Annotated in this window: 20 protein-coding genes; 2 read left to right on the top strand and 18 right to left on the bottom strand. The window is 60.3% G+C overall.

Features of this window, described 5'->3' with window-relative positions:
• The first annotated feature begins 118 nt into the window (after positions 1-118).
• Positions 119-1,411, top strand: coding sequence for a D-amino acid dehydrogenase (locus ACSQ83_RS13970; RefSeq protein ID WP_436228551.1), 1,293 nt, complete (start codon positions 119-121; stop codon positions 1,409-1,411).
• Between the two features lie 105 nt (positions 1,412-1,516).
• Here ACSQ83_RS13970 and ACSQ83_RS13965 read toward each other — a convergent pair whose 3' ends face one another.
• The 4 genes from ACSQ83_RS13965 to ACSQ83_RS13950 all read right to left on the bottom strand — a co-directional run bounded on the left by ACSQ83_RS13965 (position 1,517) and on the right by ACSQ83_RS13950 (position 6,320).
• Positions 1,517-3,307 carry an acyl-CoA dehydrogenase gene (locus tag ACSQ83_RS13965; RefSeq protein ID WP_436228550.1) on the bottom strand — a complete coding sequence of 597 codons (1,791 nt, stop codon included), beginning with the start codon at positions 3,305-3,307 and terminating at the stop codon, positions 1,517-1,519.
• A gap of 95 nt (positions 3,308-3,402) precedes the next feature.
• Positions 3,403-4,338: an electron transfer flavoprotein subunit alpha/FixB family protein gene (locus ACSQ83_RS13960; RefSeq protein WP_436228549.1), complete on the bottom strand. Its 936-nt coding sequence runs from the start codon at positions 4,336-4,338 to the stop codon at positions 3,403-3,405.
• A gap of 13 nt (positions 4,339-4,351) precedes the next feature.
• Positions 4,352-5,101, bottom strand: coding sequence for an electron transfer flavoprotein subunit beta/FixA family protein (locus ACSQ83_RS13955; RefSeq protein ID WP_414948912.1), 750 nt, complete (start codon positions 5,099-5,101; stop codon positions 4,352-4,354).
• Between the two features lie 295 nt (positions 5,102-5,396).
• Positions 5,397-6,320, bottom strand: a complete 924-nt coding sequence (locus tag ACSQ83_RS13950) for a histone deacetylase family protein (protein ID WP_414948910.1) — start codon at positions 6,318-6,320, stop codon at positions 5,397-5,399.
• Positions 6,321-6,628: 308 nt separating this feature from the next.
• On the opposite strand from ACSQ83_RS13950, the gene mltB reads away from it, so the two are divergent.
• Positions 6,629-7,801, top strand: coding sequence for a lytic murein transglycosylase B (gene mltB, locus ACSQ83_RS13945; protein ID WP_436228548.1), 1,173 nt, complete (start codon positions 6,629-6,631; stop codon positions 7,799-7,801).
• A 98-nt stretch (positions 7,802-7,899) separates the two neighbouring features.
• Here mltB and cysM read toward each other — a convergent pair whose 3' ends face one another.
• The 14 genes from cysM to pheA form a co-directional block, all read right to left on the bottom strand.
• Positions 7,900-8,802, bottom strand: a complete 903-nt coding sequence (cysM, locus tag ACSQ83_RS13940) for a cysteine synthase CysM (RefSeq protein WP_436228547.1) — start codon at positions 8,800-8,802, stop codon at positions 7,900-7,902.
• A 193-nt stretch (positions 8,803-8,995) separates the two neighbouring features.
• Positions 8,996-9,331: a ComEA family DNA-binding protein gene (locus ACSQ83_RS13935; RefSeq protein ID WP_436228546.1), complete on the bottom strand. Its 336-nt coding sequence runs from the start codon at positions 9,329-9,331 to the stop codon at positions 8,996-8,998.
• Positions 9,332-9,405: 74 nt separating this feature from the next.
• Complete coding sequence (rfaD, locus tag ACSQ83_RS13930) at positions 9,406-10,398, bottom strand: ADP-glyceromanno-heptose 6-epimerase (protein WP_436228545.1); 993 nt, start codon at positions 10,396-10,398, stop codon at positions 9,406-9,408.
• 20 nt (positions 10,399-10,418) lie between these two features.
• Complete coding sequence (gene rfaE1 / locus ACSQ83_RS13925) at positions 10,419-11,417, bottom strand: D-glycero-beta-D-manno-heptose-7-phosphate kinase (RefSeq protein ID WP_436228544.1); 999 nt, start codon at positions 11,415-11,417, stop codon at positions 10,419-10,421.
• On the bottom strand, positions 11,395-12,786 hold the full coding sequence (locus ACSQ83_RS13920; protein WP_436228543.1) for a UDP-glucose dehydrogenase family protein: 1,392 nt from the start codon (positions 12,784-12,786) through the stop codon (positions 11,395-11,397). Before ACSQ83_RS13920 ends, rfaE1 begins: the two co-directional genes overlap by 23 nt.
• Positions 12,787-12,915: 129 nt before the next feature.
• Positions 12,916-14,091: a lipopolysaccharide assembly protein LapB gene (gene lapB / locus ACSQ83_RS13915; RefSeq protein ID WP_414948899.1), complete on the bottom strand. Its 1,176-nt coding sequence runs from the start codon at positions 14,089-14,091 to the stop codon at positions 12,916-12,918.
• 89 nt (positions 14,092-14,180) lie between these two features.
• Positions 14,181-14,474 carry a LapA family protein gene (locus ACSQ83_RS13910; RefSeq protein ID WP_436228542.1) on the bottom strand — a complete coding sequence of 98 codons (294 nt, stop codon included), beginning with the start codon at positions 14,472-14,474 and terminating at the stop codon, positions 14,181-14,183.
• A 368-nt stretch (positions 14,475-14,842) separates the two neighbouring features.
• The gene (locus ACSQ83_RS13905) at positions 14,843-15,181 is read right to left on the bottom strand and encodes an integration host factor subunit beta (RefSeq protein ID WP_299705205.1); all 339 of its coding nucleotides are present in this window, start codon (positions 15,179-15,181) and stop codon (positions 14,843-14,845) included.
• Positions 15,182-15,201: 20 nt separating this feature from the next.
• Positions 15,202-16,917 carry a 30S ribosomal protein S1 gene (gene rpsA, locus ACSQ83_RS13900; RefSeq protein WP_031361047.1) on the bottom strand — a complete coding sequence of 572 codons (1,716 nt, stop codon included), beginning with the start codon at positions 16,915-16,917 and terminating at the stop codon, positions 15,202-15,204.
• 182 nt (positions 16,918-17,099) lie between these two features.
• Positions 17,100-17,780, bottom strand: coding sequence for a (d)CMP kinase (cmk, locus tag ACSQ83_RS13895; RefSeq protein WP_436228541.1), 681 nt, complete (start codon positions 17,778-17,780; stop codon positions 17,100-17,102).
• Between the two features lie 76 nt (positions 17,781-17,856).
• The gene (aroA, locus tag ACSQ83_RS13890; protein ID WP_436228540.1) at positions 17,857-19,161 is read right to left on the bottom strand and encodes a 3-phosphoshikimate 1-carboxyvinyltransferase; all 1,305 of its coding nucleotides are present in this window, start codon (positions 19,159-19,161) and stop codon (positions 17,857-17,859) included.
• Between the two features lie 59 nt (positions 19,162-19,220).
• Positions 19,221-20,144 carry a prephenate dehydrogenase gene (locus tag ACSQ83_RS13885; RefSeq protein ID WP_436228539.1) on the bottom strand — a complete coding sequence of 308 codons (924 nt, stop codon included), beginning with the start codon at positions 20,142-20,144 and terminating at the stop codon, positions 19,221-19,223.
• Between the two features lie 93 nt (positions 20,145-20,237).
• Positions 20,238-21,353 (bottom strand): histidinol-phosphate transaminase, encoded by a 1,116-nt coding sequence (gene hisC, locus ACSQ83_RS13880; protein WP_436228538.1) that lies wholly within the window; start codon positions 21,351-21,353, stop codon positions 20,238-20,240.
• 26 nt (positions 21,354-21,379) lie between these two features.
• The gene (pheA, locus tag ACSQ83_RS13875) at positions 21,380-22,462 is read right to left on the bottom strand and encodes a prephenate dehydratase (RefSeq protein ID WP_436228537.1); all 1,083 of its coding nucleotides are present in this window, start codon (positions 22,460-22,462) and stop codon (positions 21,380-21,382) included.
• Positions 22,463-22,526 lie beyond the last annotated feature (64 nt).

Raw genomic sequence — 22,526 nt, 5'->3', positions numbered from 1 at the left:
ACAAAAACTGGTACGGTATCAATACTATAGTCGATACCACTATGTAACCCGCTACTCACATGGCTTCATGTCAAAACGAAGCGAATGACCGGCGGACACACTTTGCACGGAGCAAGGCATGCGAGTCGTAATTCTGGGAAGCGGTGTTGTCGGCGTCACAAGCGCCTACTATCTGGCGCGCGCGGGGCACGAAGTAACGGTGATCGATCGTGAAGCGGGACCGGCGCTCGAAACAAGTTTCGCCAACGCGGGTCAGATCTCGCCCGGTTATGCCTCGCCGTGGGCCGCGCCCGGCGTGCCGCTCAAAGCAATCAAATGGATGTTTGAGAAACACGCGCCGCTCGCCATTCGACTGGACGGAACATCGTTTCAATTGAAGTGGATGTGGCAGATGCTGCAAAACTGCACGCAGGCACGTTATTCGGTCAACAAGGGGCGCATGGTGCGTCTGGCCGAGTACAGCCGCGATTGTCTGCAGGCGCTGCGCGCGGACACCGGTATTAATTACGAAGGCCGTACCGGTGGCACGCTGCAGGTTTTTCGGACCCAGCAGCAACTCGATGGCGCCGCGAAGGACATCGCTGTGTTGCGCGACGCGAACGTGCCGTTCGAATTGCTCACGCCGGCTGAACTGCATCACGCTGAACCGGCGCTTGCCGTGGTGTCGCACAAGCTGACCGGCGGTCTGCGCCTGCCGAATGACGAAACCGGCGATTGCCAGAAATTCACCACGCGCCTCGCGGCAATGGCCGAACAGTTAGGCGTGAAGTTTCGCTACAACACCCCAATCGACGCGCTCGCGGTAAGCGGCGGCCGGATTGCGGGCGTGCAGTGCGGCGGCGAGTTGGTCCGTGGCGATTCATACGTCGTCGCGCTCGGTTCGTACTCCACGAAATTGCTGGGCAGTCTTGTCGATATCCCGGTTTATCCGCTGAAGGGTTATTCGATCACGGCGCCCATCGTCAACGAAAGCGCGGCGCCAGTTTCTACCGTGCTCGACGAAACGTACAAGATCGCGATCACCCGTTTCGATGACCGGATTCGCGTCGGCGGAATGGCGGAGATCGTCGGCTTCGACAAATCGCTGCGCCAGGCACGTCGCGAAACGCTGGAAATGTGCGTGAACGACCTGTTCCCTGGGGGCGGGGACACCGCGAAAGCATCGTTCTGGACTGGATTGCGCCCGATGACACCGGACGGCACGCCTATTGTCGGGCGTACGCCGCTGCCGAACCTGTTCCTCAATACGGGCCACGGTACATTGGGCTGGACGATGTCGTGCGGATCGGGGCAGTTGCTGGCCGACTTGATGTCGGGCAAGCAGCCTGCGATTCAGGCCGATGATTTGTCGGTGCATCGGTATATCGGCGAAACGCGCACGAGCGCGCGGCCGTCGTATGCAGGTGCGTGAGGTGGGGTTTTACGCGTAGCTTTTGAACGCACGCTTCAGAGAAAATGCCGTCCCTGACTTTCGTCAGGGACGGCATTTTTCATAGCCCGGCTTAACCTCAACAAATCAAAACTGATCCTCGCTCAGCGCGAGATACCCGTCCCGCCCATTACCGCTGACAATCGACGCTTCAATCCCCGGCGCTTGCGACAAAAGATGCTCCGCGAAAAACTGCGCCGTCGCGATCTTGGCGCCATAAAACGCCTCGTCATCGCCACGCTTGTCCGACGCCACCAATAGCGCGCGCGCCATCTGCCATCCGCCCAGCACAATGCCCGCCAGTTTCAAATAAGGCACGCTGCCGGCAAACACCGCGTTCGGATCGCTTTTCACCTTGGCGACCATGAACTCGACCACCCGTGCCAGCGACAAGCTTCCCGCGCTCAAATGCCGATGCATCGACGTGAAAGCCTGCCCTTCCCGCTCGGCGAGTTGCGCGATGGTCTGATCCATCTGCGCAAGAATTGCCTGCGCCGTCGCGCCGCCGTCACGCACGGTCTTGCGGCCGATCAGGTCGTTGGCCTGGATGGCGGTCGTGCCTTCGTAGATGGTGAGAATGCGGGCATCGCGGTAATACTGCGCCGCGCCCGTCTCCTCGATAAATCCCATGCCGCCATGAACCTGCACGCCGAGGCTCGCGACATCGATGGAAAGCTCCGTACTCCAGCCCTTCACGATCGGCACGAAAAACTCGTAGATCGCCTGATGGCTCGCGCGTGCGGCCTCGTCAGGATGATGATGCGCGAGGTCGCAATGCGCCGCCGCGACATAGGCGAGCGCGCGCGACGCTTCCGTCAGCGCGCGCATCGTCAGCAGCATGCGCCGCACGTCGGGGTGATGAATGATCGATACAGGCTGTTTGGCGGAGCCATCGACCGGCCGGCTTTGCACCCGATCCTTCGCGAACGCGACGGCCTTCTGATACGCCCTCTCCGACACACCCACGCCCTGCATCCCGACCGCGAACCGCGCCGCGTTCATCATGATGAACATGTACTCCAGCCCGCGATTCTCTTCACCGATCAACTGACCGATCGCGCCGCCGTGATCGCCGAATTGCAGCACGGCGGTCGGGCTCGCCTTGATCCCGAGCTTGTGTTCAATCGATACGCAATGCACGTCGTTGCGAGCGCCGAGCGTGCCGTTTTCATCGGTGAGGAATTTGGGTACGACGAATAGCGAAATGCCTTTCACACCATCGGGCGCGTTGGGCGTGCGCGCCAGCACGAGATGGACGATGTTCTTCGCCATGTCGTGCTCGCCGTAGGTGATGAAAATCTTCGTGCCGAAGAGTTTGAACGTGCCATCGCCTTGTGGCTCGGCGCGCGTGCGGACCAGCGCGAGATCGGACCCGGCTTGCGGCTCGGTGAGGTTCATCGTGCCGGTCCATTCGCCCGAAATCAGCTTGGGCACATAGAGCTGCTTCTGCTCCTCGGTGCCGGCAGTCAGCAGTGCTTCGATAGCGCCATCGGTAAGCAGCGGACACAACGCGAACGACAGGTTCGCCGCATTCAACATCTCGATGCAAGGAGTCGCGATCAGCTTGGGCAACCCCTGGCCTTCGTACTCGACCGGATGCAGCACCCCTTGCCAGCCGCCCTCTCCAAACTGGCGGAAAGCTTCTTTGAAACCAGGCGTGGTCGTGACTTCACCGTTCTTCCAGAAGCTCGGATTCTTGTCGCCTTCGAAGTTCAACGGCGCGACGACTTCGTGGTTAAAGCGCGCCGCTTCTTCGAGCACGGCCTGCGCGGTGTCGAGACTGGCGTCCTCGAAACCCGGCAACGCCGCGATGCTTTCTATATCGGCTAGTTCCTTCATCACGAACAGCATGTCCTTGACGGGCGCTCTATAGCTCATGTCTTGTCTCCCCCAACAGATGTGAAAAGGGGCGCACGTATGTCGCCCCTTTTTTGCAGTCTTGCTTTCTTTCCAGCCAGTGGCTTTAAAAACGATCAGCCCAGTTCTTTCACAAGGTCCGGTACGACCGTGAACAAGTCACCCACGAGTCCATAGTCCGCCACGCCAAAGATGGGTGCTTCGGCATCCTTGTTGATCGCGACGATGACCTTCGAATCCTTCATCCCGGCCAAGTGCTGGATCGCGCCCGAGATACCGACGGCAACATACAAGTTAGGCGCCACGATCTTGCCGGTTTGACCGACTTGATAGTCATTCGGAACGAAGCCGGCGTCGACTGCCGCACGCGATGCGCCCAGCGCCGCGCCGAGTTTGTCCGCGAGCGGTTCGAGTACTTTGGTGTAGTTCTCCCCGCTGCCCAAACCCCGTCCACCCGACACGATGATCTTCGCCGACGTCAGTTCCGGCCGGTCCAGCTTCGTCAACTCGCGGCTCACGAACTTGGAGATGCCCGTATCTGCCGAGGCTTCGATCTTCTCCACCGATGCACTGCCACCTTCTGCCGCCACCGGATCGAAGCCCGTGGTACGAACCGTGATGACCTTGATCGCATCGCTCGATTGAACGGTCGCGATGGCATTGCCCGCGTAGATCGGGCGCTCGAACGTGTCGGGGCTGTCTACTGCAGTGATGTCGCTGATCTGCGCGACATCCAGATGCGCTGCAATCCGCGGAGCGATGTTCTTGCCGTACGGGGTCGCGGGCGCCAGGATATGCGAGTAGTTCTTCGCGATCTGGACCACCGTTGCGTCGATATTCTCAGCCAGGCCATCGGCGAGTTGCGGAGCGTCGGCGAGCAATACCTTCGCTACGCCGGCAATCTTTGCAGCAGCATCTGCCGCCGCTTGGGCGTTCGAGCCCGCGATCAGCACGTGGATATCGCCGCCAATCTTCTGCGCTGCCGCGATGGTGTTCAATGTCGCCGATTTGATCGACGCGTTGTCGTGTTCTGCAATTACAAGAATAGTCACTTTGGAAACTCCCTCACAGAACCTTGGCTTCGGTCTTCAACTTCTCGACCAGCGTCTTCACGTCCGGCACCTTCACCCCAGCGGAGCGTTGCGGCGGTTCAGCGACTTTGAGCGTCTTCAGGCGCGGCGTCACGTCGACACCCAGGTCCGCCGGCTTCAACGTTTCCATCGGTTTCTTCTTGGCCTTCATGATGTTGGGCAGCGTCACATAACGCGGCTCGTTCAGGCGCAAGTCCGTGGTAATCACGGCGGGCAGCGACAGCGACAGCGTTTCCGACCCGCCATCGACTTCACGCGCGACCGTGGCGCGACCGTCGGCGACCGTCACCTTCGAGGCGAACGTTGCTTGCGGCAAACCGGCGAGTGCGGCGAGCATCTGACCCGTTTGGTTCGAGTCGTCGTCAATGGCTTGCTTGCCGAGGATGATGAGTTGCGGCTGCTCTTTATCGATCAGCGCCTTCAGGATCTTCGCGACCGCCAACGGCTGCAATTCCTCAGTTGATTCGACCAGGATTGCGCGATCCGCGCCGATCGCCATGGCCGTACGCAGCGTTTCCTGACATTGCGTCACGCCGCACGATACCGCGATCACTTCCGTCGCCACGCCCGCTTCACGCAGACGCACGGCTTCTTCCACGGCGATTTCATCGAACGGATTCATCGACATCTTCACGTTCGCGATGTCCACTGCGCTGCCATCCGGCTTGACCCGGACTTTCACGTTGTAGTCGACCACGCGTTTGACTGGCACCAAGATTTTCATGCACACGCTCCTAAGTTACGAATACATCATCCCAAGCCCATTATAACGAGTGACTCCCGACGCCGAATGCTTACGGCGAACCACAGAGGACCCCGAAGGCTTTGCGCAATCAGTAGACGCTTATTTTTTACAGCACGATCGTTCGATTTTACGCGCGAAAACGCATGAGTGGCAATCGGGGATGTGCTCTAAACGGCAGGCCGGTGATTTTCCGGTGTGTTTTTGTAGGTAGTGGCGATCGAACGCGTGTGCCGCGCTCAAACTTGGGACTTCAGGCTCGCCGCACAGCCGCTGCTCAAATATCAGCCAGCTCACGCACATGCGCGACCACGCTACGCCCAAGCGCCGACAGGTTGTAGCCGCCCTCGAGCGTGCTCACGATCCGGCCCTTCGCATGCCGTTTCGCCACCTCACGGATCTGTTGCGTCAGCCACGCGTAGTCGTCCTCGACAAGACCCATGTTGCCGAGATCGTCCTCGCGATGTGCATCGAACCCTGCGGAGACGAAAATCATCTGCGGCTTGAATTCATCGAGTCTCGGCAGCCACATCATGTCGACGGCTTCGCGCACTGCCATGCCTTTCGTACGCGCGGGCATCGGCAGATTGACCATGTTCGATGCGTGATTGTCGGCGCCGCTATACGGGTAGAACGGGTGCTGGAAAAAACTGCACATCAGCACGCGCGGGTCGCCCGAGAATGCGGCCTCCGTGCCGTTACCGTGATGCACATCGAAATCGATAATCGCCACGCGCTCGAGCCCATGCACTTCGAGCGCGTGACGCGCCGCGATCGCGATATTGTTGAAGAAGCAGAAGCCCATCGCGCGGGCCGGTTCTGCGTGATGTCCAGGCGGCCGCACGCTGCAAAATGCGTTGTCGTAAGTGCCGGCGATCACGGCGTCGGTGGCGGCGACCGTTGCGCCCGCAGCGCGCAGCGCCGCGTGATAAGAACCTGGCGACATCATCGTGTCCGGGTCAATCTCGACCCGGCCGACTGACGGCGCCGTCTCCTTGACGAAATCGATATGCGCCTGCGTATGAACCCGCGCCAGATCCTCTTCGCTCGCGAGCGGCGCTTCTTCACGCACGATCAGGGTATCGATGCGGCTTGCGATCAACTGATCCTCGATCGCCTGAAGCCGCGCGGGGCATTCGGGATGCCACGGCCCCATGTCATGAAGAAGGCAATCTGAATGGGTATAAAAGCCGGTAGCCATGATGGGTTGCGCAGCCGGGTGCGCCGTGCCGCGTGTCTCTTGTCGTTCAGATGTTTTTGTCGGTCGCGGTGCCTGGCCGTTCCTGCCGCGTGCCAGCAAGAGGCCGAACGCCGCACCGCGCGGGTTATTGTTAAGTTACCACACTCGAAATGGCGCGGCTGTACGTCTTCCCTTTTGCGGCGTCAGCGCCCGCTCACGGGGCTTTCGGGATAGCGTCGAAAACGCGTCGGTTATACTGATCCGACTCTCGTATGCCCTGCGCGTTTTTCCTGCGCGCCTCGCGTTACATCGCCACAATTACGCACACTATGAACTTCAAGTTTGCTTCGACCGTCTTGCCTCTTTCGGTGCGAACCACGCGCCTCGCCTTATTCGCCGGCCTTGTTTGTGCATTTGGCACACTCAGTATCGGCCAGGCAGTTGCGCAATCGCAGCCCCAATCCGCGCCAGCGCAGGGGCAGATGTTCGAAGAAGAAATCGTGCCGCAGCGTTACGCGAACAATCCCAATGTGGACGCGTTCATTAACGACCTGGTGGCGCGTTACGACTTCGATTCCGCCTCCTTGCATGACCTGTTCAATCGCGTCAGTTATTCGGCCACGGCCGTGAAGCTGGTGCTGCCCTCGCCTACTCCCGCCACCAAAAACTGGCGCGCCTATCAGGCACGTTTTGTGGAACCCATCCGCATTGCGGCCGGCGTGAAGTTCTGGCGCGCGAACCAGGCGACATTGCAGCGTGCATCGGATCAGTACGGTGTGCCGCCGGAGGCGATTGTCGGGATCATCGGCGTGGAGACAATCTATGGGAAGTACATGGGCAACTTCCGCGCGCTCGATGCACTGACCACGCTGACCTTCGATTATCCCGACACGCCGAACCGCGCAGAACGGCAAGCGACGTTCCGCAAGAATCTCGAAGATCTGCTGGTGTGGACACACGACCAGCAAATCGATCCGACCACCGTGCTCGGTTCGTACACGGGCGCAATCGGCATTCCGCAATTCCTGCCGAGCAGCATCGTGCAATACGCGGTAGATTACGACGGCAACGGCCACATCGATTTGCGGACCAGTCCCGCCGATGCCATCGGCAGTGTCGCGAACTATCTGAAGCAGCATGGCTGGGAATCGGGACGGCCAGTGGTCTGGAGGATCTCCGGCGACACCGGCAGCCAAGGGATTGCACAGGCCGCCGCGGACGGCCAGCCTGAGCCGCATTGGTCACTCGCGCAGCTCACGAAAGCCGGCATGCTGACGAGCGAACCGGGGCTCAACACCATGGCGGAAGCGGGCACGCCGGTGACGGTCGTGGACTTGCCGACACCCGGCCGCGCGACCGAATACACGCTCGGTCTGAAGAACTTCTACGTGCTCACGCGCTATAACCGAAGCTTCTTCTATGCACTCGCCGTGTATCAGCTTGGCGAAGCCGTAAAAGCGCAGATGAACGCGGGAAATGTCGGGGTTTCAGCATCGCAATGATCTAGCTTTCTGGGCGTCTTTTGACTCGCGCACCATGCAAAAAGCCCGGTTTATACCGGGCTTTCTTGTTTCTGCCTATGTGAGCGACCAAGCCGATGTCAGGCTGGGAACACACCTGTCGACAAGTATCGGTCACCGCGATCGCAGACCACGAACACGATGGTCGCGTTCTCAACCTGGCGCGCCACGCGCAACGCCACTTCGCACGCGCCTGCTGCGGAAATCCCGCAAAAAATGCCTTCCACCGATGCCAGCCGCCGCGCCATTGCTTCCGACGCAGCCTGGCTGACGTTTTCCGTGCGATCCACGCGGCTTCGATCGAAGATCTTCGGCAAGTAGGCCTCAGGCCACTTCCGGATGCCGGGAATACGCGAGCCTTCTTCCGGCTGCGCCCCAATGATCTCGATGTTCGCGTTCTGTTCCTTCAGATATTGCGACACGCCCATGATGGTGCCGGTGGTGCCCATGGCCGAAACGAAATGCGTGATGCGCCCTTCCGTCTCGCGCCAGAGTTCCGGGCCGGTCGTCTCGTAGTGCGCGAGTGGATTATCCGGATTCGCGAACTGGTCGAGGATGATGCCTTTGCCGTCGCGCTGCATCTGCTCGGCGAGATCGCGGGCGTATTCCATGCCGCCGGTAACTGGCGTGAGCACGATTTCCGCGCCATAGGCGGCCATGCTTTGGCGACGCTCGACCGACAGGTCCTCCGGCATCAACAGCACCATCTTGTAGCCACGAATGGCGGCGGCCATGGCCAGCGCAATGCCAGTATTGCCGCTAGTCGATTCGATCAGCGTGTCGCCAGGCTTGATGCGGCCGCGCTCTTCCGCCTTCTTGATCATCGAAAGTGCCGGACGGTCCTTGACTGAACCCGCCGGGTTGTTGCCCTCGAGCTTGCCGAGGATCACGTTGTTGCGGCTGCGGATTTCATCGTCCGGGATGCGGACCAGTTGCACCAGCGGCGTATTGCCAATGGTGTCTTCAATAGTCTTGTAAGCCATAGTGGTCGTGGGGTTGCTGCCGTCGATAAGCTACCGATTGTAGCCCAGGGGGTGTCCGGCTGCCGGGCGGCCCTATTGCACGGAGGGGATGATGTGACGGTGTTTTTGGAAGCCTGGAAGCTGCAGACCGCGAGTTCCCGTGAAAGAAGGCGCATCAAGTCGACCGGCGCGCCGACCGATGCGCCATGCCGCATTACTTCTTGACCACGACCGCGCCGGCAGCCGGCTTGGCAGCGGCGCCAGCGCCTGTGATCGCCGCAGGCGTGCCGCCCGGTCCAATGGTCAACCCTTCAGCCTGCAAGCGCTCAACCGTCTTGCCGCCCATGCCCTTGACGCGTTTGCTCAGCTCGGCCGCATCTTTAAACGGGCCATGCGCTTCGCGTTCATCGAGGATGGCTTTCGCCTTGGCCGGCCCAATGCCCTTGATGCCGCGTAATGCATCGGAATTGGCGTTGTTGATATCGATGGCAGCGAATGCCGAACCGATTGATACAGCCAGCGTGAACGCCGCGAGAAGTTTCTTGATCATGTGAGTCTCCCTTGAAAACCGGTCCGCGATGATCGCTGACCGGGAGACCCAGTGTATGAAGATAACGAATGCTGTTATAGCTGACCGAATAGCCAACGCACGTACCGGTCGACGCCTTCCTGAACCGTCAGGAACGGGGCGTCGTACCCGGCCTCGCGCAGCTTCGACTGATCCGCTTGCGTGAAGCACTGGTACTTGCCGCGCAGTGCATCGGGGAACGGGATGTACTCAATCAGCCCACGCTGCACCAGCTCCGCCAGCGACAACGGCGCTTCGCCGTTGATTGCGCGCAGCGAGTTCACCACCGTCGACGCAATGTCGTTGAACGGCTGCGCGCGCCCTGTGCCAAGGTTGAAAATTCCCGACGTATCCGGATGATCGAAGAAGTGCAGATTGACCTTCGTCACGTCTTCCACCGACACGAAATCGCGCGTCTGCTCGCCCGCGCCATAGCCGTTGTACTCGCCAAACAGCTTGACCTTGCCCTCGGCGCGGAACTGGTTGAAGTTGTGGAACGCAACGGAGGCCATCCGCGCCTTGTGATTCTCGCGCTGCCCGTACACGTTGAAATAGCGGAAACCGGCAATCTGAGTGCGTGCTGTCGGCAGGATCTGGCGCACGATCTGATCGAAGAGAAATTTCGAATAACCGTACACGTTCAACGGCTTCTCGACGTCACGTCGCTCGACGAATTCACTCGATCCGCCATACACCGCCGCCGACGATGCATACAGGAACTGCGCGCGTTGTTCGAGGCACGTATCCAGCACGTCGCGGCTATAGCGGAAGTTGTTTTCCATCATGTAGCGGCCGTCGGTTTCCATGGTGTCGGAACACGCGCCTTCGTGGAAAACAGCCCTGACCTTGCCGAAATCGCCGCGTTTAAAGCGCGTGACGAATTCCGTCTTGTCGAGAAAATCGTCGATCTCGCAATCGACCAGGTTCTTGAATTTGTCGGCGCGCGTGAGGTTGTCGACGGCGATCACTCGCTGCTCGCCACGCTCGTTGAGCGCCTTCACGATATTGCTGCCGATAAACCCGGCCGCGCCGGTAACGATGATTGTCATGGTGGTGTTTAGCCGAAAGGTCAGGCGAAAAGTTCGTTGTAGTCGACGGTCGCCGTACCCAGCTTTCCGACGACAATTCCCGCAGCACGGTTGGCATATGCGATGCAGTCCACCAGCGGCACACCCGCGCCCAGCATGGTTGCAACGGTTGCGATGACCGTGTCGCCGGCACCCGAAACATCATACACTTCGCGTGCATCGGCCTGCGTATGGACTACTTGACCGGCGGTAAAGAGCGTCATGCCTTCCTCCGATCGCGTGAGCAGCAACGCGCTGATATCGAGCGACTCGCGCAGCGCCGTGACACGCGCGAGCAGGTCTTCTTCCGAGCTCCAGCGCCCGACCACTTCACGCAATTCCGCACGGTTCGGCGTGATCAGCGTGGCGCCGCGATAGCGGTCCCAGTCGTCGCCTTTTGGGTCGACCAGCACAGGTTTGCCAGCCCGCTTCGCGTCCGCGATCATTTGCGTCACGTGCGTCAAGCCGCCTTTCGCGTAATCCGACATCAGGATCACATCGTGTTGCGGCAGGAGCGTTTCGAACCGGGCGAGGCATGCGCTCAGGACTTCGTGAGTGGGGGAATTCTCGAAATCAACGCGCAGCAATTGTTGCTGCCGCGACAGCACACGCAGCTTGATGGTGGTGAGCAATTCGGGATCGCGTTCGAGGAATGCCGTGACCCGGCTCTCGCCGAGCAACGTCACAATGCGTTCACCCGGCTCATCACGCCCGACCACGCACAGCAAGCCCGCCCGCGCGCCCAGTGCGGCTGCGTTGCGCGCCACGTTCGCCGCGCCGCCAAGCCGGTCTTCCTGGCGCTGTACGTGCACGACCGGCACGGGCGCTTCCGGAGAAATGCGGTTCACATCGCCGAACCAGTAACGGTCGAGCATCACGTCGCCGACGACCAGCACGCGCGCCGCCTCGATGCGTGCACGCGGGACCGGTGGAACGGGAGCATGTGCCGCGACGGCAGGCACCGACGGCACCGCTGCGTCAGGTGACAGGAAGTTCGACATGGGGACGTCCTATTGCAAAATAATCGATGCCGAGTTCCGCCATCGCTTCAGGTTCGTACAGGTTGCGGCCATCGAAAATGACCGGCATCTTGAGCTCGTTCTTCAGATGCGTGAAGTCCGGGCTCTTGAATTCCTTCCACTCGGTCACGATCACAAGAGCGTCCGCGCCGGGCAACGCGTCCTTTTGTGAATCGACGAAATGCAGGCGCTCGAGTTGCAGCGGTTTATCGGCGAGATCGAGCGCGAATACACGGCGGCTTTCCGCCACCGCCACGGGGTCGTAAGCGCGAACCGTCGCGCCGCGCTCAAGCAGCGCGCCGATCAGCCGGCGGCTCGACGCCTCGCGCATGTCGTCGGTATTCGGCTTGAACGCGAGGCCCCAAACGGCAAACGTGCGGCCGCGCAAGTCTTCGCCCATGCGCTTCGTGATCTTGCTGACGAGCACTTCTTTTTGCAGATCGTTCACTTCTTCCACGGCTTCGAGAATCCGCAACCGATGCCCGTTTTCACGCGCCGTCTGCGCGAGCGCCTGCACGTCTTTCGGAAAACACGAACCGCCGTAGCCGCAACCGGCATACAGGAAGTGATAGCCGATACGCGGGTCCGAACCAATGCCGCGACGCACCGCTTCAATATCCGCACCCACGGCATCGGCGAGATTCGACAAATCGTTCATGAACGAGATACGCGTGGCAAGCATGGCGTTCGCCGCGTACTTCGTGAACTCGGCTGAACGCACGTCCATATAGAGCGTACGTTCATGATTGCGGTTGAACGGCGCGTAGAGGCTCTTGATCTTGTCGCGGGCAATCTGGCCGGCTTCGTCGTCGTCAACGCCAATCACGATGCGGTCGGGACGCATGAAGTCGTCAACAGCCGCGCCTTCCTTCAAGAACTCCGGATTCGATAGAACCGAAAAGTCATTCTTGCCCCTCGGCTCAATACCGCGCGCCCTCAGTTCCTGCTCGACTACGTTGCGCACGTGTTGGGCTGTGCCGACAGGAACCGTCGATTTATCGACGATCACCTTGAAGCCGTTTGCATAACGCCCGATGTTGCGCGCAGCCTCGAGCACGTACTGCAAGTCGGCGGAGCCGTCCTCGTCCGGCGGCGTTCCCACCGCGATGAACTGGATCTCGCCGTGCTCGACGCTTTCCTTGATATCCGTGGAAAAGCGGATACGGCCGGCCGCACGCGTACGCTTCAGGATCTCGTGCAGGCCCGGCTCGTGGATCGGCACGCCGCCGTTATTGAGGATGTCGATCTTGCGGGCATCGACGTCCAGGCACAGCACGTCGTTGCCAATTTCAGCGAGGCACGCGCCGGTCACTAATCCGACGTAGCCCGTCCCGATGATGGATATTTTCATAAGCGTTCCGGAGAGACCGGTGATTGTCGATAGGTCAGGCCAAAACGGCCACGGAGTCCGATCGTGTCAAACGTTGCGTGTCCTGCGTATCCCGCGGGAGCCAGGCTACGCAGGAAAAACGCGCCGCGTTCAGGCGGACGCGGTGATCGGCTCGACGCGGCGTGGCGCATAGGTTTCCCAGCCGCTGCAGCCGGGACATTGCCAGTAAAAGAGACGTGCCCGGAAACCGCAATTCTGGCACGTGTAGCGCGGCAGGTTCTTGGTCCGCTGCTTGACGAGCGTGCGCATCAGTTCGAGTTCGCTGCGACGCGGTTCCTCGGCCGTCGCCACTTGCGCTTCCAGCAGCCGTGTCATGCCGGCGAGATTCGGCGATGTCTGCATCTGGTGCCGCGCAAGCGCGTGGGCTGCGTCCATGCCGCGCAATTGCGAGACGTGCTTGAACGCCACGTCGAGCAGATCGTTCGACGGATAGCGATTCACGTAGTCAACCAGCAAATCCACGCCCTCAGCCGTACGGCCGAGTTGCTCGTAAGCCTGCACCAGTTTTTCGGCCACCAGCGGCAGATACGCCGCATTCTGCTCTTCCACGCGACGCCAGCACACGATAGCCGACTCCAGATCGCCGCCGGCGGCATCCACGTCGCCAACCAGAATGGTCGCCCGCACGTTATCGGGATTCGCCGCGAGCGCGAGTTTCAGTTCAGCACGAGCGTCTGCCGGGTTCTTGCGCTGCAGTGCTTCCTGCGCGAGTTCGCAATGGAACTGGGCGACTTCTTTTTCAAGCGTCGCCGCGCCCATTTCCTGGATCCGGCCGGCGGTTGCAATCGATTTGTTCCAGTCTTTCTCGATCTCGTAAATGGTCAGCAACGCCCGTTGCGCGCCCAGCGCATATTCACCCGCTTCGAGCGACCGGAAGGTTTCCTCCGCACGATCCAGCAGACCCGCCTTCAGGAAATCCTGCCCGAGTTCGAACAGCGCGTGATCGCGTTCAGCGACGGGCAGATCAGCGCGGCCCAGCAAGTTCTGATGCACGCGAATGGCCCGGTCCGTCTCACCGCGTCGGCGAAACAGGTTACCGAGCGCAAAGTGCAATTCGATGGTTTCAGGATCGAGCTTCGCCACTTCGATAAAGGCGTCGATGGCCTTGTCGTGCTGCTCGTTCAGCAGGAAATTGAGGCCGCGAAAGTACGAGCGCGGCAGATTCGCGTTTTCGGACAGCAGCGTTTTCAGGTCATAGCGCGATGCGATCCAACCGAGAGCAAACGCGACCGGAATGACAAGCAGCCACCAGAAGTCTAGATCCATGCGAATTCTTGGAAAGGGTTAAGGGCAAGCGGCGTGCCGGAAGCAAGCACCCGATCGCGCTGGCACAGGGCCGGTCACTGCACGACCCGTCAAATCAGCGGCGGCATAGGCGGATCCATTGGCACGACGGGAATATCGCGCGCCGTGCGCAATTCGCGTTTGAGGCGTGCATTTTCCATCCGCAGGCGAAACAACGAAGGCAGCGACGAGAGCAGACCAGCCACGAGGCCAACCACAAAAAACGCCAGGCCAATCAGGATCAGCGGTGCTTGCCAGGAGTAGCCAGCGAGAAAATTGAGCGTCACGCTTTGCGTATTGGCCAACGCCAACACGAGCAGGAGCACGAAAACCAGTACACGGATCAGCCAGACAAAAAATTTCATAAGGGTCTCTTTGACGGCAATAGCGGAACGACGCAGAAGGTAACGCGGGCGGCGAGTACTACACCGCCATCCAAGAAAGACGCAAAGCGCGGACCACGCTGCATTGGGTCGTTAGCGTGCGGTATTGTAATTGAAGCCTATGGGGCAATGCGCAACGGCTTGGACGATAGGCCGATCAGCAGGACGTTTGCGGCAGTTTGCCGCTTCACGTCAAGCGTGAAAATACCGGTGACGAACGATCGTGCAGAACAGCGATGCCACTGGCGTACGTTCGGCCGGGGCATAAAAAAAGCACCCTTGCGGGTGCTTTTTTCGGTCATTTGCCTCTGGCAGAGAGCAGTTCGATACGGCCTGAACTCTGACGCCGGTCAAACATCGTCGTCTTCGTCACTATCCGCTTCGTTCGACTGCTTCAGCGGCTCGCCCGAGCGGCCATCTACTCGTTCGCGCAACTCCTTGCCAGGCTTGAAATGCGGTACGAATTTCTCCGGTACCTGCACTTTCTCCCCCGACTTGGGATTGCGTCCAACGCGCGATGGACGACGATTGAGGCCAAAACTGCCGAAGCCGCGGATTTCGATGCGATGGCCGTTGGCCAAAGCGTCCGACATCGCATCGAGCATCGTCTTCACCGCGAAATCCGCATCTTTAAGAACAAGTTGCGGAAATCGCAGCGCCAGTTGGGCGACCAATTCCGATTTGGTCATGCTGCAGCAATACCTGCGGCTTAGCCGTTCTGGCCGTCGAGCTTGGCTTTCAACAGCGCGCCAAGGTTCGTCGTGCCGGTTGCAGCCGTGCTCGAGTCAGCCGAAGCCAGACCACGGATAGCCTCCTGTTGCTCAGCCGAATCCTTGGCCTTGATCGACAGGTTGATGCCACGCGACTTGCGATCGATGTTGATGATCATCGCGTTGACCTTGTCGCCTTCCTTCAGCACGTTGCGAGCATCTTCCACGCGGTCCTGAGCGATTTCCGACGCGCGGAGATAACCTTCCACGTCTGCCGTCAACGTCACGACTGCGCCCTTCGCGTCAACCGACTTGACCACGCCGTCAACCGTCGCGCCCTTGTCGTTCATTGCCACGAAGTTGCTGAACGGATCGCCTTCGAGTTGCTTGATACCCAGCGAGATGCGTTCCTTCTCGACATCGATGCCCAGAACGATAGCCTGGACTTCGTCGCCCTTCTTGTACTTGCGAACCGCTTCTTCGCCCGTTTCGCTCCACGACAGGTCCGAGAGGTGAACCAGACCGTCGATGCCGCCCGGCAAACCGATAAACACGCCGAAGTCGGTAATCGACTTGATCGCGCCTTCCAGCTTGTCGCCCTTCTTGAAGTTGCGGCTGAAGTCGTCCCACGGGTTCGGCTTGCACTGCTTCATGCCGAGGCTGATACGGCGGCGGTCTTCGTCGATTTCGAGAACCATGACTTCGACTTCGTCGCCGAGTTGCACAACCTTCGACGGTGCAACGTTCTTGTTTGTCCAGTCCATTTCCGACACGTGGACCAGGCCTTCGATGCCCGATTCCACTTCGACGAATGCGCCGTAGTCGGTGATGTTCGTCACCTTACCGAACAGGCGCGTGCCCGACGGGTAACGGCGGGAAATGCCTTCCCACGGATCGTCGCCGAGTTGCTTGATACCGAGCGATACGCGGTTCTTTTCCTGGTCGAACTTGAGGATCTTGGCGGTGACTTCCTGGCCAACCGACAGCACTTCGCTCGGGTGACGCACGCGACGCCATGCGATGTCCGTGATGTGCAGCAGGCCGTCGATACCGCCGAGGTCCACGAATGCGCCGTAGTCTGTGATGTTCTTGACCACGCCTTCCACGATCGCGCCTTCCTTCAGCGTTTCGAGCAGCTTTGCGCGCTCTTCGCCTTGGGTCGCTTCGATCACGGCACGGCGCGACAACACGACGTTGTTACGCTTGCGGTCGAGCTTGATGACGCGGAATTCGAGGGTCTTGCCTTCGTACGGTGTCGTGTCCTTGACCGGACGCGTATCAACCAGCGAACCCGGCAGGAACGCACGGATGCCGTTGACCATCACGGTCATGCCGCCCTTGACCTTGCCCGTGATCGTGCCGGTCACGAGTTCGTTGTTGTCGAGCGCTTTTTCCAGCGACAGCCACGAAGCCAGACGCTTCGCCTTGTCACGCGACAGGATGGTGTCGCCATAACCGTTTTCCAGGGCGTCGATAGCCACGGAAACAAAGTCGCCCGCCTGCACTTCTACCTCGCCCGCGTCGTTCAGGAATTCTTCGAGCGGAATGTAGGCTTCGGACTTGAGACCCGCGTTGACAACCACGAAATTGTGGTCGACGCGCACGACTTCGGCGGAAATGACTTCACCCGCACGCATGTCCTGCTTGGTCAACGACTCTTCGAACAGAGCCGCAAAAGATTCGGTAATCGGGGTAGATGTTTGCAGGTCGGACATAAAAATCTATAGTTGCGCAGCTGCTTCGCAATGCCTGCCCGAACTGTTCGGGCCGATGGCAAAAAAGGCGAACGCCACACGGGGTTGAGGGGTTAAACCACGCTCCATGTTTCTCATGGAGCTCCAAAACAAAGCCTTCGAAATGTCGGCTTTTTCCAACAATTACAGTGTTCTACGGCTAACTACACGTGAATCGCATTAAACCAGCCGATGATCTGATTGACCGCCTGGTCAATGGATAACCCGGAGGTGTCCAGCGTCTTCGCGTCCACTGCGGGCTTGAGCGGTGCGGCTACACGGTTACTGTCCCGTGCGTCCCGCTCGCGCAAATCTCGTAGCAAGTCTTCCATATTAGCAGAAAAGCCTTTTTGTATCAATTGCTTATGCCGCCGCGCGGCCCGCGCTTCAACGCTTGCCGTGAGAAACACCTTGAGCGTTGCATCGGGGAAAATAACGGTGCCCATGTCGCGGCCGTCGGCAACCAGCCCCGGAGGCTTGCGGAACGCCCGCTGGCGCGCAATCAGCGCCGTCCTAACCTGGCCGTGGACAGCAATCGCTGACGCCCGGTTGCCAATTTCCTCGGCACGAATTTCCGTCGATACATCTACGCCGTCGAGCTGTGCCAAACCTTCCCGGAACGTGATGTGAAGATCTGCGACAAGTTCGGCGAGCGCATCGCCATTCTCGGGTTCGATGTTGTATCGCGCGCTCGCGAGCGCGGTGAGCCGGTACAGCGCGCCGCTATCGAGTAAATGGAAGCCGAGCGTGGCGGCGACCGATGCGGCCACAGTCCCTTTGCCCGAAGCCGTCGGGCCGTCGATGGTGATAACAGGAGTCTGGTGAAACGGACGAGTGGGTTTCATCGGAGACGTCCGGATCGGCGGGAAATGACGCGCGGGGTCGGAGCTTTCATTGATGCATTCATATTAGTCATGGTCATCAAGCCTTCGCGAGCTTCGCGAACTGCTCGAAGTAATCCGGGAAGGTCTTGCCGACGCATTTCGGGTCATTGATACGCACCAGCACCCCGCCTAGGCTCACGAGCGAAAAACACATGGCCATGCGGTGATCGTCGTAGGTGTCGATAGCCGCATTCGGCGTCAACGCGGCCGGCGGCGTGACGACGAGGTAGTCCGCGCCCTCCTCGATCGTCGCGCCAACCTTGCGCAACTCGGTGGCCATTGCAGCAATCCGGTCTGTCTCCTTCACGCGCCAGCTCGCAATATTGCGCAGCGTGGTCGTGCCGGTGGCGAACAGCGCGGCCACGGCAATGGTCATGGCGGCGTCGGGGATCAGGTTGAAATCCATGTCGATGGCCATCAGCTTGCCGTCGTCGGATTCCACGCCGCGTACTTCGATCCAGTCATCGCCCAGCATGACGTTCGCGCCCATGCGGATCAGCGCATCGGCGAAATTCACGTCGCCTTGAATGCTCGCGCGGCCCACGCCTTCCACCCGCAGCGGACCGCCGCCCAGCGCGCCGGCCGCGAGGAAATACGAGGCCGACGACGCGTCGCCTTCCACCGCGATCGTGCCCGGCGACGCGTAGCGCGCGCCGGCCGGCAGCGTAAAACTCTTCCAGCCATCACGTTCGACGGTCATCCCGAAACGCTCCATCAGCTTGATCGTGATGTCGATATACGGCTTCGAAATCAGCTCACCGTCCACTTCCACGACAATCGGGCCATGCGTGTTCTGCGCGAGCGGCAAGCTCATCAGCAACGCGGTCAGGAACTGGCTGGAGACATCGCCACGCACGCGGATCGGCTGGTCAACAGCAATTTCAGCCGGATGAATCCGCAGCGGCGGAAAGCCGTCGTTCGCTTCGTAGTCGATCTTCGCGCCAATCTGGCGCAGGCCATCGACGAGATCGCCGATCGGCCGTTCGTGCATGCGCGGCACGCCATGCACGCGATATTCACCACCGTTGAGCGCGAGCGCGGCCGTGAGCGGACGCACTGCGGTACCGGCGTTGCCGAGAAAAAGCTCCGCCGATTCCACCGGAAAGCGGCCGCCGGTGCCTTTCACGACACAGCGCTCGCCGTCGTTTTGCACCTCGACGCCCAAGGTGTTGAGCGCCGCAAGCATCACGCGGGTGTCGTCGGAATCGAGGAGATTCGTGATCACCGTCTCGCCCTCAGCCAGCGCGGCGAGCAGCAAGACACGGTTAGAAATGCTCTTCGATCCGGGCAGCCGAACCGTGCCGGACGCACGCGAAAAAGGTCCGAGATCGAGGTGTTCCATGGTTCTAGTCCAGTTAGCTATTGCTAGTGTGCGAATTATTGGGCCGATTATCGAGCCGACTATTGTGCCGACTCGTCGGCGGCCTTGATCGCGCCGCCTTGTTGCCATTCGGTCCGTGCCGCGCGCGAACGCTCGAAGGCGGTTTCGAGCGCAGCGCCGTCGGAGGTTTCAATGGCCTGGCGAAAACGCGCCAACACGTTCGTATAAGCATCAATTTCGGTCAGAAGCGCCGCCCGGTTCGCGATGCACACGTCGCGCCACATTTCCGGACTCGACGCCGCGATCCGCGTGAAATCGCGGAACCCGCCGGCGGCGAACGAAAACTTCAGCGCAGCATCCGGCGCTTGCAGAATCATCTCGACGAGCGCGAACGACAACACGTGCGGCAAATGACTCACCGATGCAAACACGCCGTCATGCTGCTCGGCCGTCATCCGATGCACGCTGGCGCCGGTCGCAAGCCACATGTCGGCGACGCGCTCCACCAGCTCCGGCGAATTCTCCGGCAACGGGCACAGCACGACGTTTCGATCCACATAGAGATCGGGTATGGCGGCGTCAGGTCCACTCGATTCCCGCCCGGCGATCGGATGCCCCGGCACGAAGCGCGAAACGCGATCGCCGAGCGCTGCACGCGCCGCAGCGACAACGTCATTTTTTGTGCTACCGGCATCGGTGACGATGGTGCGCGCGTCCAGGAACGGCGCAATCCGCCGCAGCAGCGGCTCGGTTTGCGCCACCGGCGCGGCGATCAACACGATATCGGCGTCACGCAGCGCGAGATCGAGCGCGCGGTCATCGTCGAGAAAAACGGCGGAGTCGATCACGCCAAGTTCCAGCGCACGCTCGACGGATTTCACCGAGCGCCCGACACCAATGACTTCGCCCGCTGCGCCAGCGCGTTCGCGCAATGCGCGCGCGAGTGATCCGCCGATCAGGCCGACGCCGAAAATCACGATTTTATTGAAAGAGAACGCGGCCACGAGACATCGATAAAAACGCGCCTTTCGGCGCGAGGGGTGAGCAATCGGACAAACCCGTGCCTCTTCACGAAACGCACGGGTAAAACAAAACAATCAGGCAGTGGCCGCCAACGACTTTTCGAGCGCCGCAATAAACACGTCGTTCTCTTCCGGCAAGCCAATCGTGACACGCAGCCACGGCAACAAACCGTAGTTCGCAACCGGCCGCACGATCACGCCTTGCTTGAGCAACGCGAGATTCACGCGTTGTCCGGCAGCGTCGTCATCGCCCACGCGCACCATCACGAAGTTGCCATCGGAGGGGACGTATTGCAGGCCGAGTTTGTCGAAGGCTTGCGTCAGCTTGCGATACCCTGCCGCGTTGATCTCAGCGCTCTTCGCTAAAAACTCGGTGTCCTTCAACGCGGCGATCGCGGCGGCTTGCGCCATCGAATTCACGTTGAACGGCTGGCGCAGGCGATTGAGCAGATCGGTTTGCTCCGGTCGCGCAATGGCGAAACCCACACGCAATCCAGCCAGTCCAAAAGCCTTAGAAAACGTCCGCGACACGAGCAAATTCGGATAACGACGCACCCATTCGATGGAATCGTAGCGCTTGTCCTTCGACAGGTATTCCGTGTACGCCTCGTCCAGCACGATCGCGACGTGACGCGGCACGCGGGCAATAAACGCCTCAAGCGTCCGGCCATCGATAAACGTGCCAGTCGGGTTATTCGGATTCGCAACAAATACGAGACGCGTGTCATCAGCGATAGCAGCGAGCATTGCCTCGAGATCGTGACCGTACTTCACGGCCGGCACGACAATCGCGCGCGCGCCCAAACCTTGTGTGGCCAGTGCATAAACCGCGAACGAATACTGCGCATAGACGATCGACTGACCCTTCTCGACGAACGCATGCGCGGCGATTTCGAGGATGTCGTTGCTGCCGTTGCCCAGCGTGATCCATTCCGGCGGCACGCCGTAACGTTCGCTCAACGCAGCCTTCAGATCGAAACCGTTCGCGTCTGGATAACGGCCGAGTTCCGCGATCGCTTGCGCCATCGCGAGCTTGGCCGACTCGGGCATGCCGAGCGGATTTTCATTCGACGCGAGCTTGACGATATCCGCTTCGTTCAGTCCGAATTCACGCGCCACTTCCGAGATCGGTTTGCCGGCAATATAAGGCGCGATTGCGCGCACGTAGGAAGGGCCGAATTGCGATGTCATGTTTTCTCCAGCGATTTTTAAAAGGCTCAACGAGCGCGAGGATACGAACCGAGGATCTTGAGAAACTCGGCTTTTTCGCCCAGTTCCTCGAGCGCAGCGGCGACCGGCGCGTCGTCGCGATGGCCTTCCACGTCGATATAAAAGTAGTATTCCCACGTGCCGACGCGCGCAGGACGCGACTCGAAACGCGTCATGGACACGCCATGACGCGCGAGCGGTTCCAGCAATTTCAGCAACGCGCCAGGCTCGTTCGCCACCGACACGATCAGCGAGGTCTGGTCATGCCCGCTCACGCCTGTGCGCTCCCGGCCGACCATCACGAAGCGCGTGCGGTTGTGCGGGTCGTCCTGGATTAGCGAGCTGACCACGCCGAGCCCGTAATGCGTGGCCGCGCGATCTCCGGCAATCGCCGCAATGGTCGGGTCCCCCACCGCCAGCCGGGCCGCTTCGGCATTGCTCGATACAGCCTGGCGCGCGAGCGTCGGCGCATTCGCCGTGAGCCAATGCTGGCATTGCGCGAGCGCTTGCGGATGCGCGAACACGCGGGTCACGCCATTAAGCGTGCCGGATGCCGTCAACAGATTGTGGTGAATCGGCAAAGCCAACTCGCCGCCAATCACAAGCGACGTTTGCAGAAACAAATCGAGCGACCGCGAGACCGCGCCTTCCGCAGAATTCTCAACCGGCACCACGCCAAACTCGGCCGCACCGGCTTCAACCGAGCGAAACACTTCATCGATAGAAGGACATGGCACGCCTTCGATGGAGTGTCCGAAATACTCGACCATCGCCTGCTCGCTGTAGGTCCCGACCGGACCGAGATACGCCGCGCGCAGCGTCTTTTCGAGCGCACGGCTCGCGGCCATGATCTCGCGCCAGATCGAGCTGATGTGATCATCGGCAAGTGGCCCTTCGCTCATCTCCTGGAGCCGCGCGATGACTTGCAACTCGCGCTCGGGGCGAAACACCGGCGCGTTGAAATGCTTCTTCACCTCGCCCACCTCGAGCGCCACGGCGGCGCGCTGATTCAGGAGCGCGATGAGCTGCGCGTCGAGCGCATCAATGCGGTCGCGCAGCGGTATGAGTCGTGAATTAAGGTCGTCGTCCATGCGTTGTATGAGATGAGTCGGTCCGGCTTGGGCTACCAAGCGTCGGATGGGAGGCCGTGCCTGA

It is taken from the genome of Caballeronia sp. LjRoot29, assembly GCF_964252755.1.
Taxonomy (GTDB): domain Bacteria; phylum Pseudomonadota; class Gammaproteobacteria; order Burkholderiales; family Burkholderiaceae; genus Caballeronia.
Note: the sequence above shows the minus strand (reverse complement) of the source record. Positions and strands in the feature narration are given on the sequence as shown.

Excerpts from the sequence above, each read along its gene's own strand:
- lapB (WP_414948899.1), bottom strand. The coding sequence starts at position 14,091 with ATGGATCTAGACTTCTGGTGGCTGCTTGTCATTCCGGTCGCGTTTGCT.
- ACSQ83_RS13920 (WP_436228543.1), bottom strand. The coding sequence starts at position 12,786 with ATGAAAATATCCATCATCGGGACGGGCTACGTCGGATTAGTGACCGGC.
- rfaE1 (WP_436228544.1), bottom strand. The coding sequence starts at position 11,417 with ATGTCGAACTTCCTGTCACCTGACGCAGCGGTGCCGTCGGTGCCTGCC.
- ACSQ83_RS13950 (WP_414948910.1), bottom strand. The coding sequence starts at position 6,320 with ATGGCTACCGGCTTTTATACCCATTCAGATTGCCTTCTTCATGACATG.
- cysM (WP_436228547.1), bottom strand. The coding sequence starts at position 8,802 with ATGGCTTACAAGACTATTGAAGACACCATTGGCAATACGCCGCTGGTG.
- ACSQ83_RS13955 (WP_414948912.1), bottom strand. The coding sequence starts at position 5,101 with ATGAAAATCTTGGTGCCAGTCAAACGCGTGGTCGACTACAACGTGAAA.
- pheA (WP_436228537.1), bottom strand. The coding sequence starts at position 22,462 with ATGGACGACGACCTTAATTCACGACTCATACCGCTGCGCGACCGCATT.
- cmk (WP_436228541.1), bottom strand. The coding sequence starts at position 17,780 with ATGAAACCCACTCGTCCGTTTCACCAGACTCCTGTTATCACCATCGAC.
- rfaD (WP_436228545.1), bottom strand. The coding sequence starts at position 10,398 with ATGACAATCATCGTTACCGGCGCGGCCGGGTTTATCGGCAGCAATATC.
- ACSQ83_RS13905 (WP_299705205.1), bottom strand. The coding sequence starts at position 15,181 with ATGACCAAATCGGAATTGGTCGCCCAACTGGCGCTGCGATTTCCGCAA.
- rpsA (WP_031361047.1), bottom strand. The coding sequence starts at position 16,917 with ATGTCCGACCTGCAAACATCTACCCCGATTACCGAATCTTTTGCGGCT.
- ACSQ83_RS13910 (WP_436228542.1), bottom strand. The coding sequence starts at position 14,474 with ATGAAATTTTTTGTCTGGCTGATCCGTGTACTGGTTTTCGTGCTCCTG.
- mltB (WP_436228548.1), top strand. The coding sequence starts at position 6,629 with ATGAACTTCAAGTTTGCTTCGACCGTCTTGCCTCTTTCGGTGCGAACC.
- ACSQ83_RS13965 (WP_436228550.1), bottom strand. The coding sequence starts at position 3,307 with ATGAGCTATAGAGCGCCCGTCAAGGACATGCTGTTCGTGATGAAGGAA.
- aroA (WP_436228540.1), bottom strand. The coding sequence starts at position 19,161 with ATGGAACACCTCGATCTCGGACCTTTTTCGCGTGCGTCCGGCACGGTT.
- ACSQ83_RS13970 (WP_436228551.1), top strand. The coding sequence starts at position 119 with ATGCGAGTCGTAATTCTGGGAAGCGGTGTTGTCGGCGTCACAAGCGCC.
- hisC (WP_436228538.1), bottom strand. The coding sequence starts at position 21,353 with ATGACATCGCAATTCGGCCCTTCCTACGTGCGCGCAATCGCGCCTTAT.
- ACSQ83_RS13935 (WP_436228546.1), bottom strand. The coding sequence starts at position 9,331 with ATGATCAAGAAACTTCTCGCGGCGTTCACGCTGGCTGTATCAATCGGT.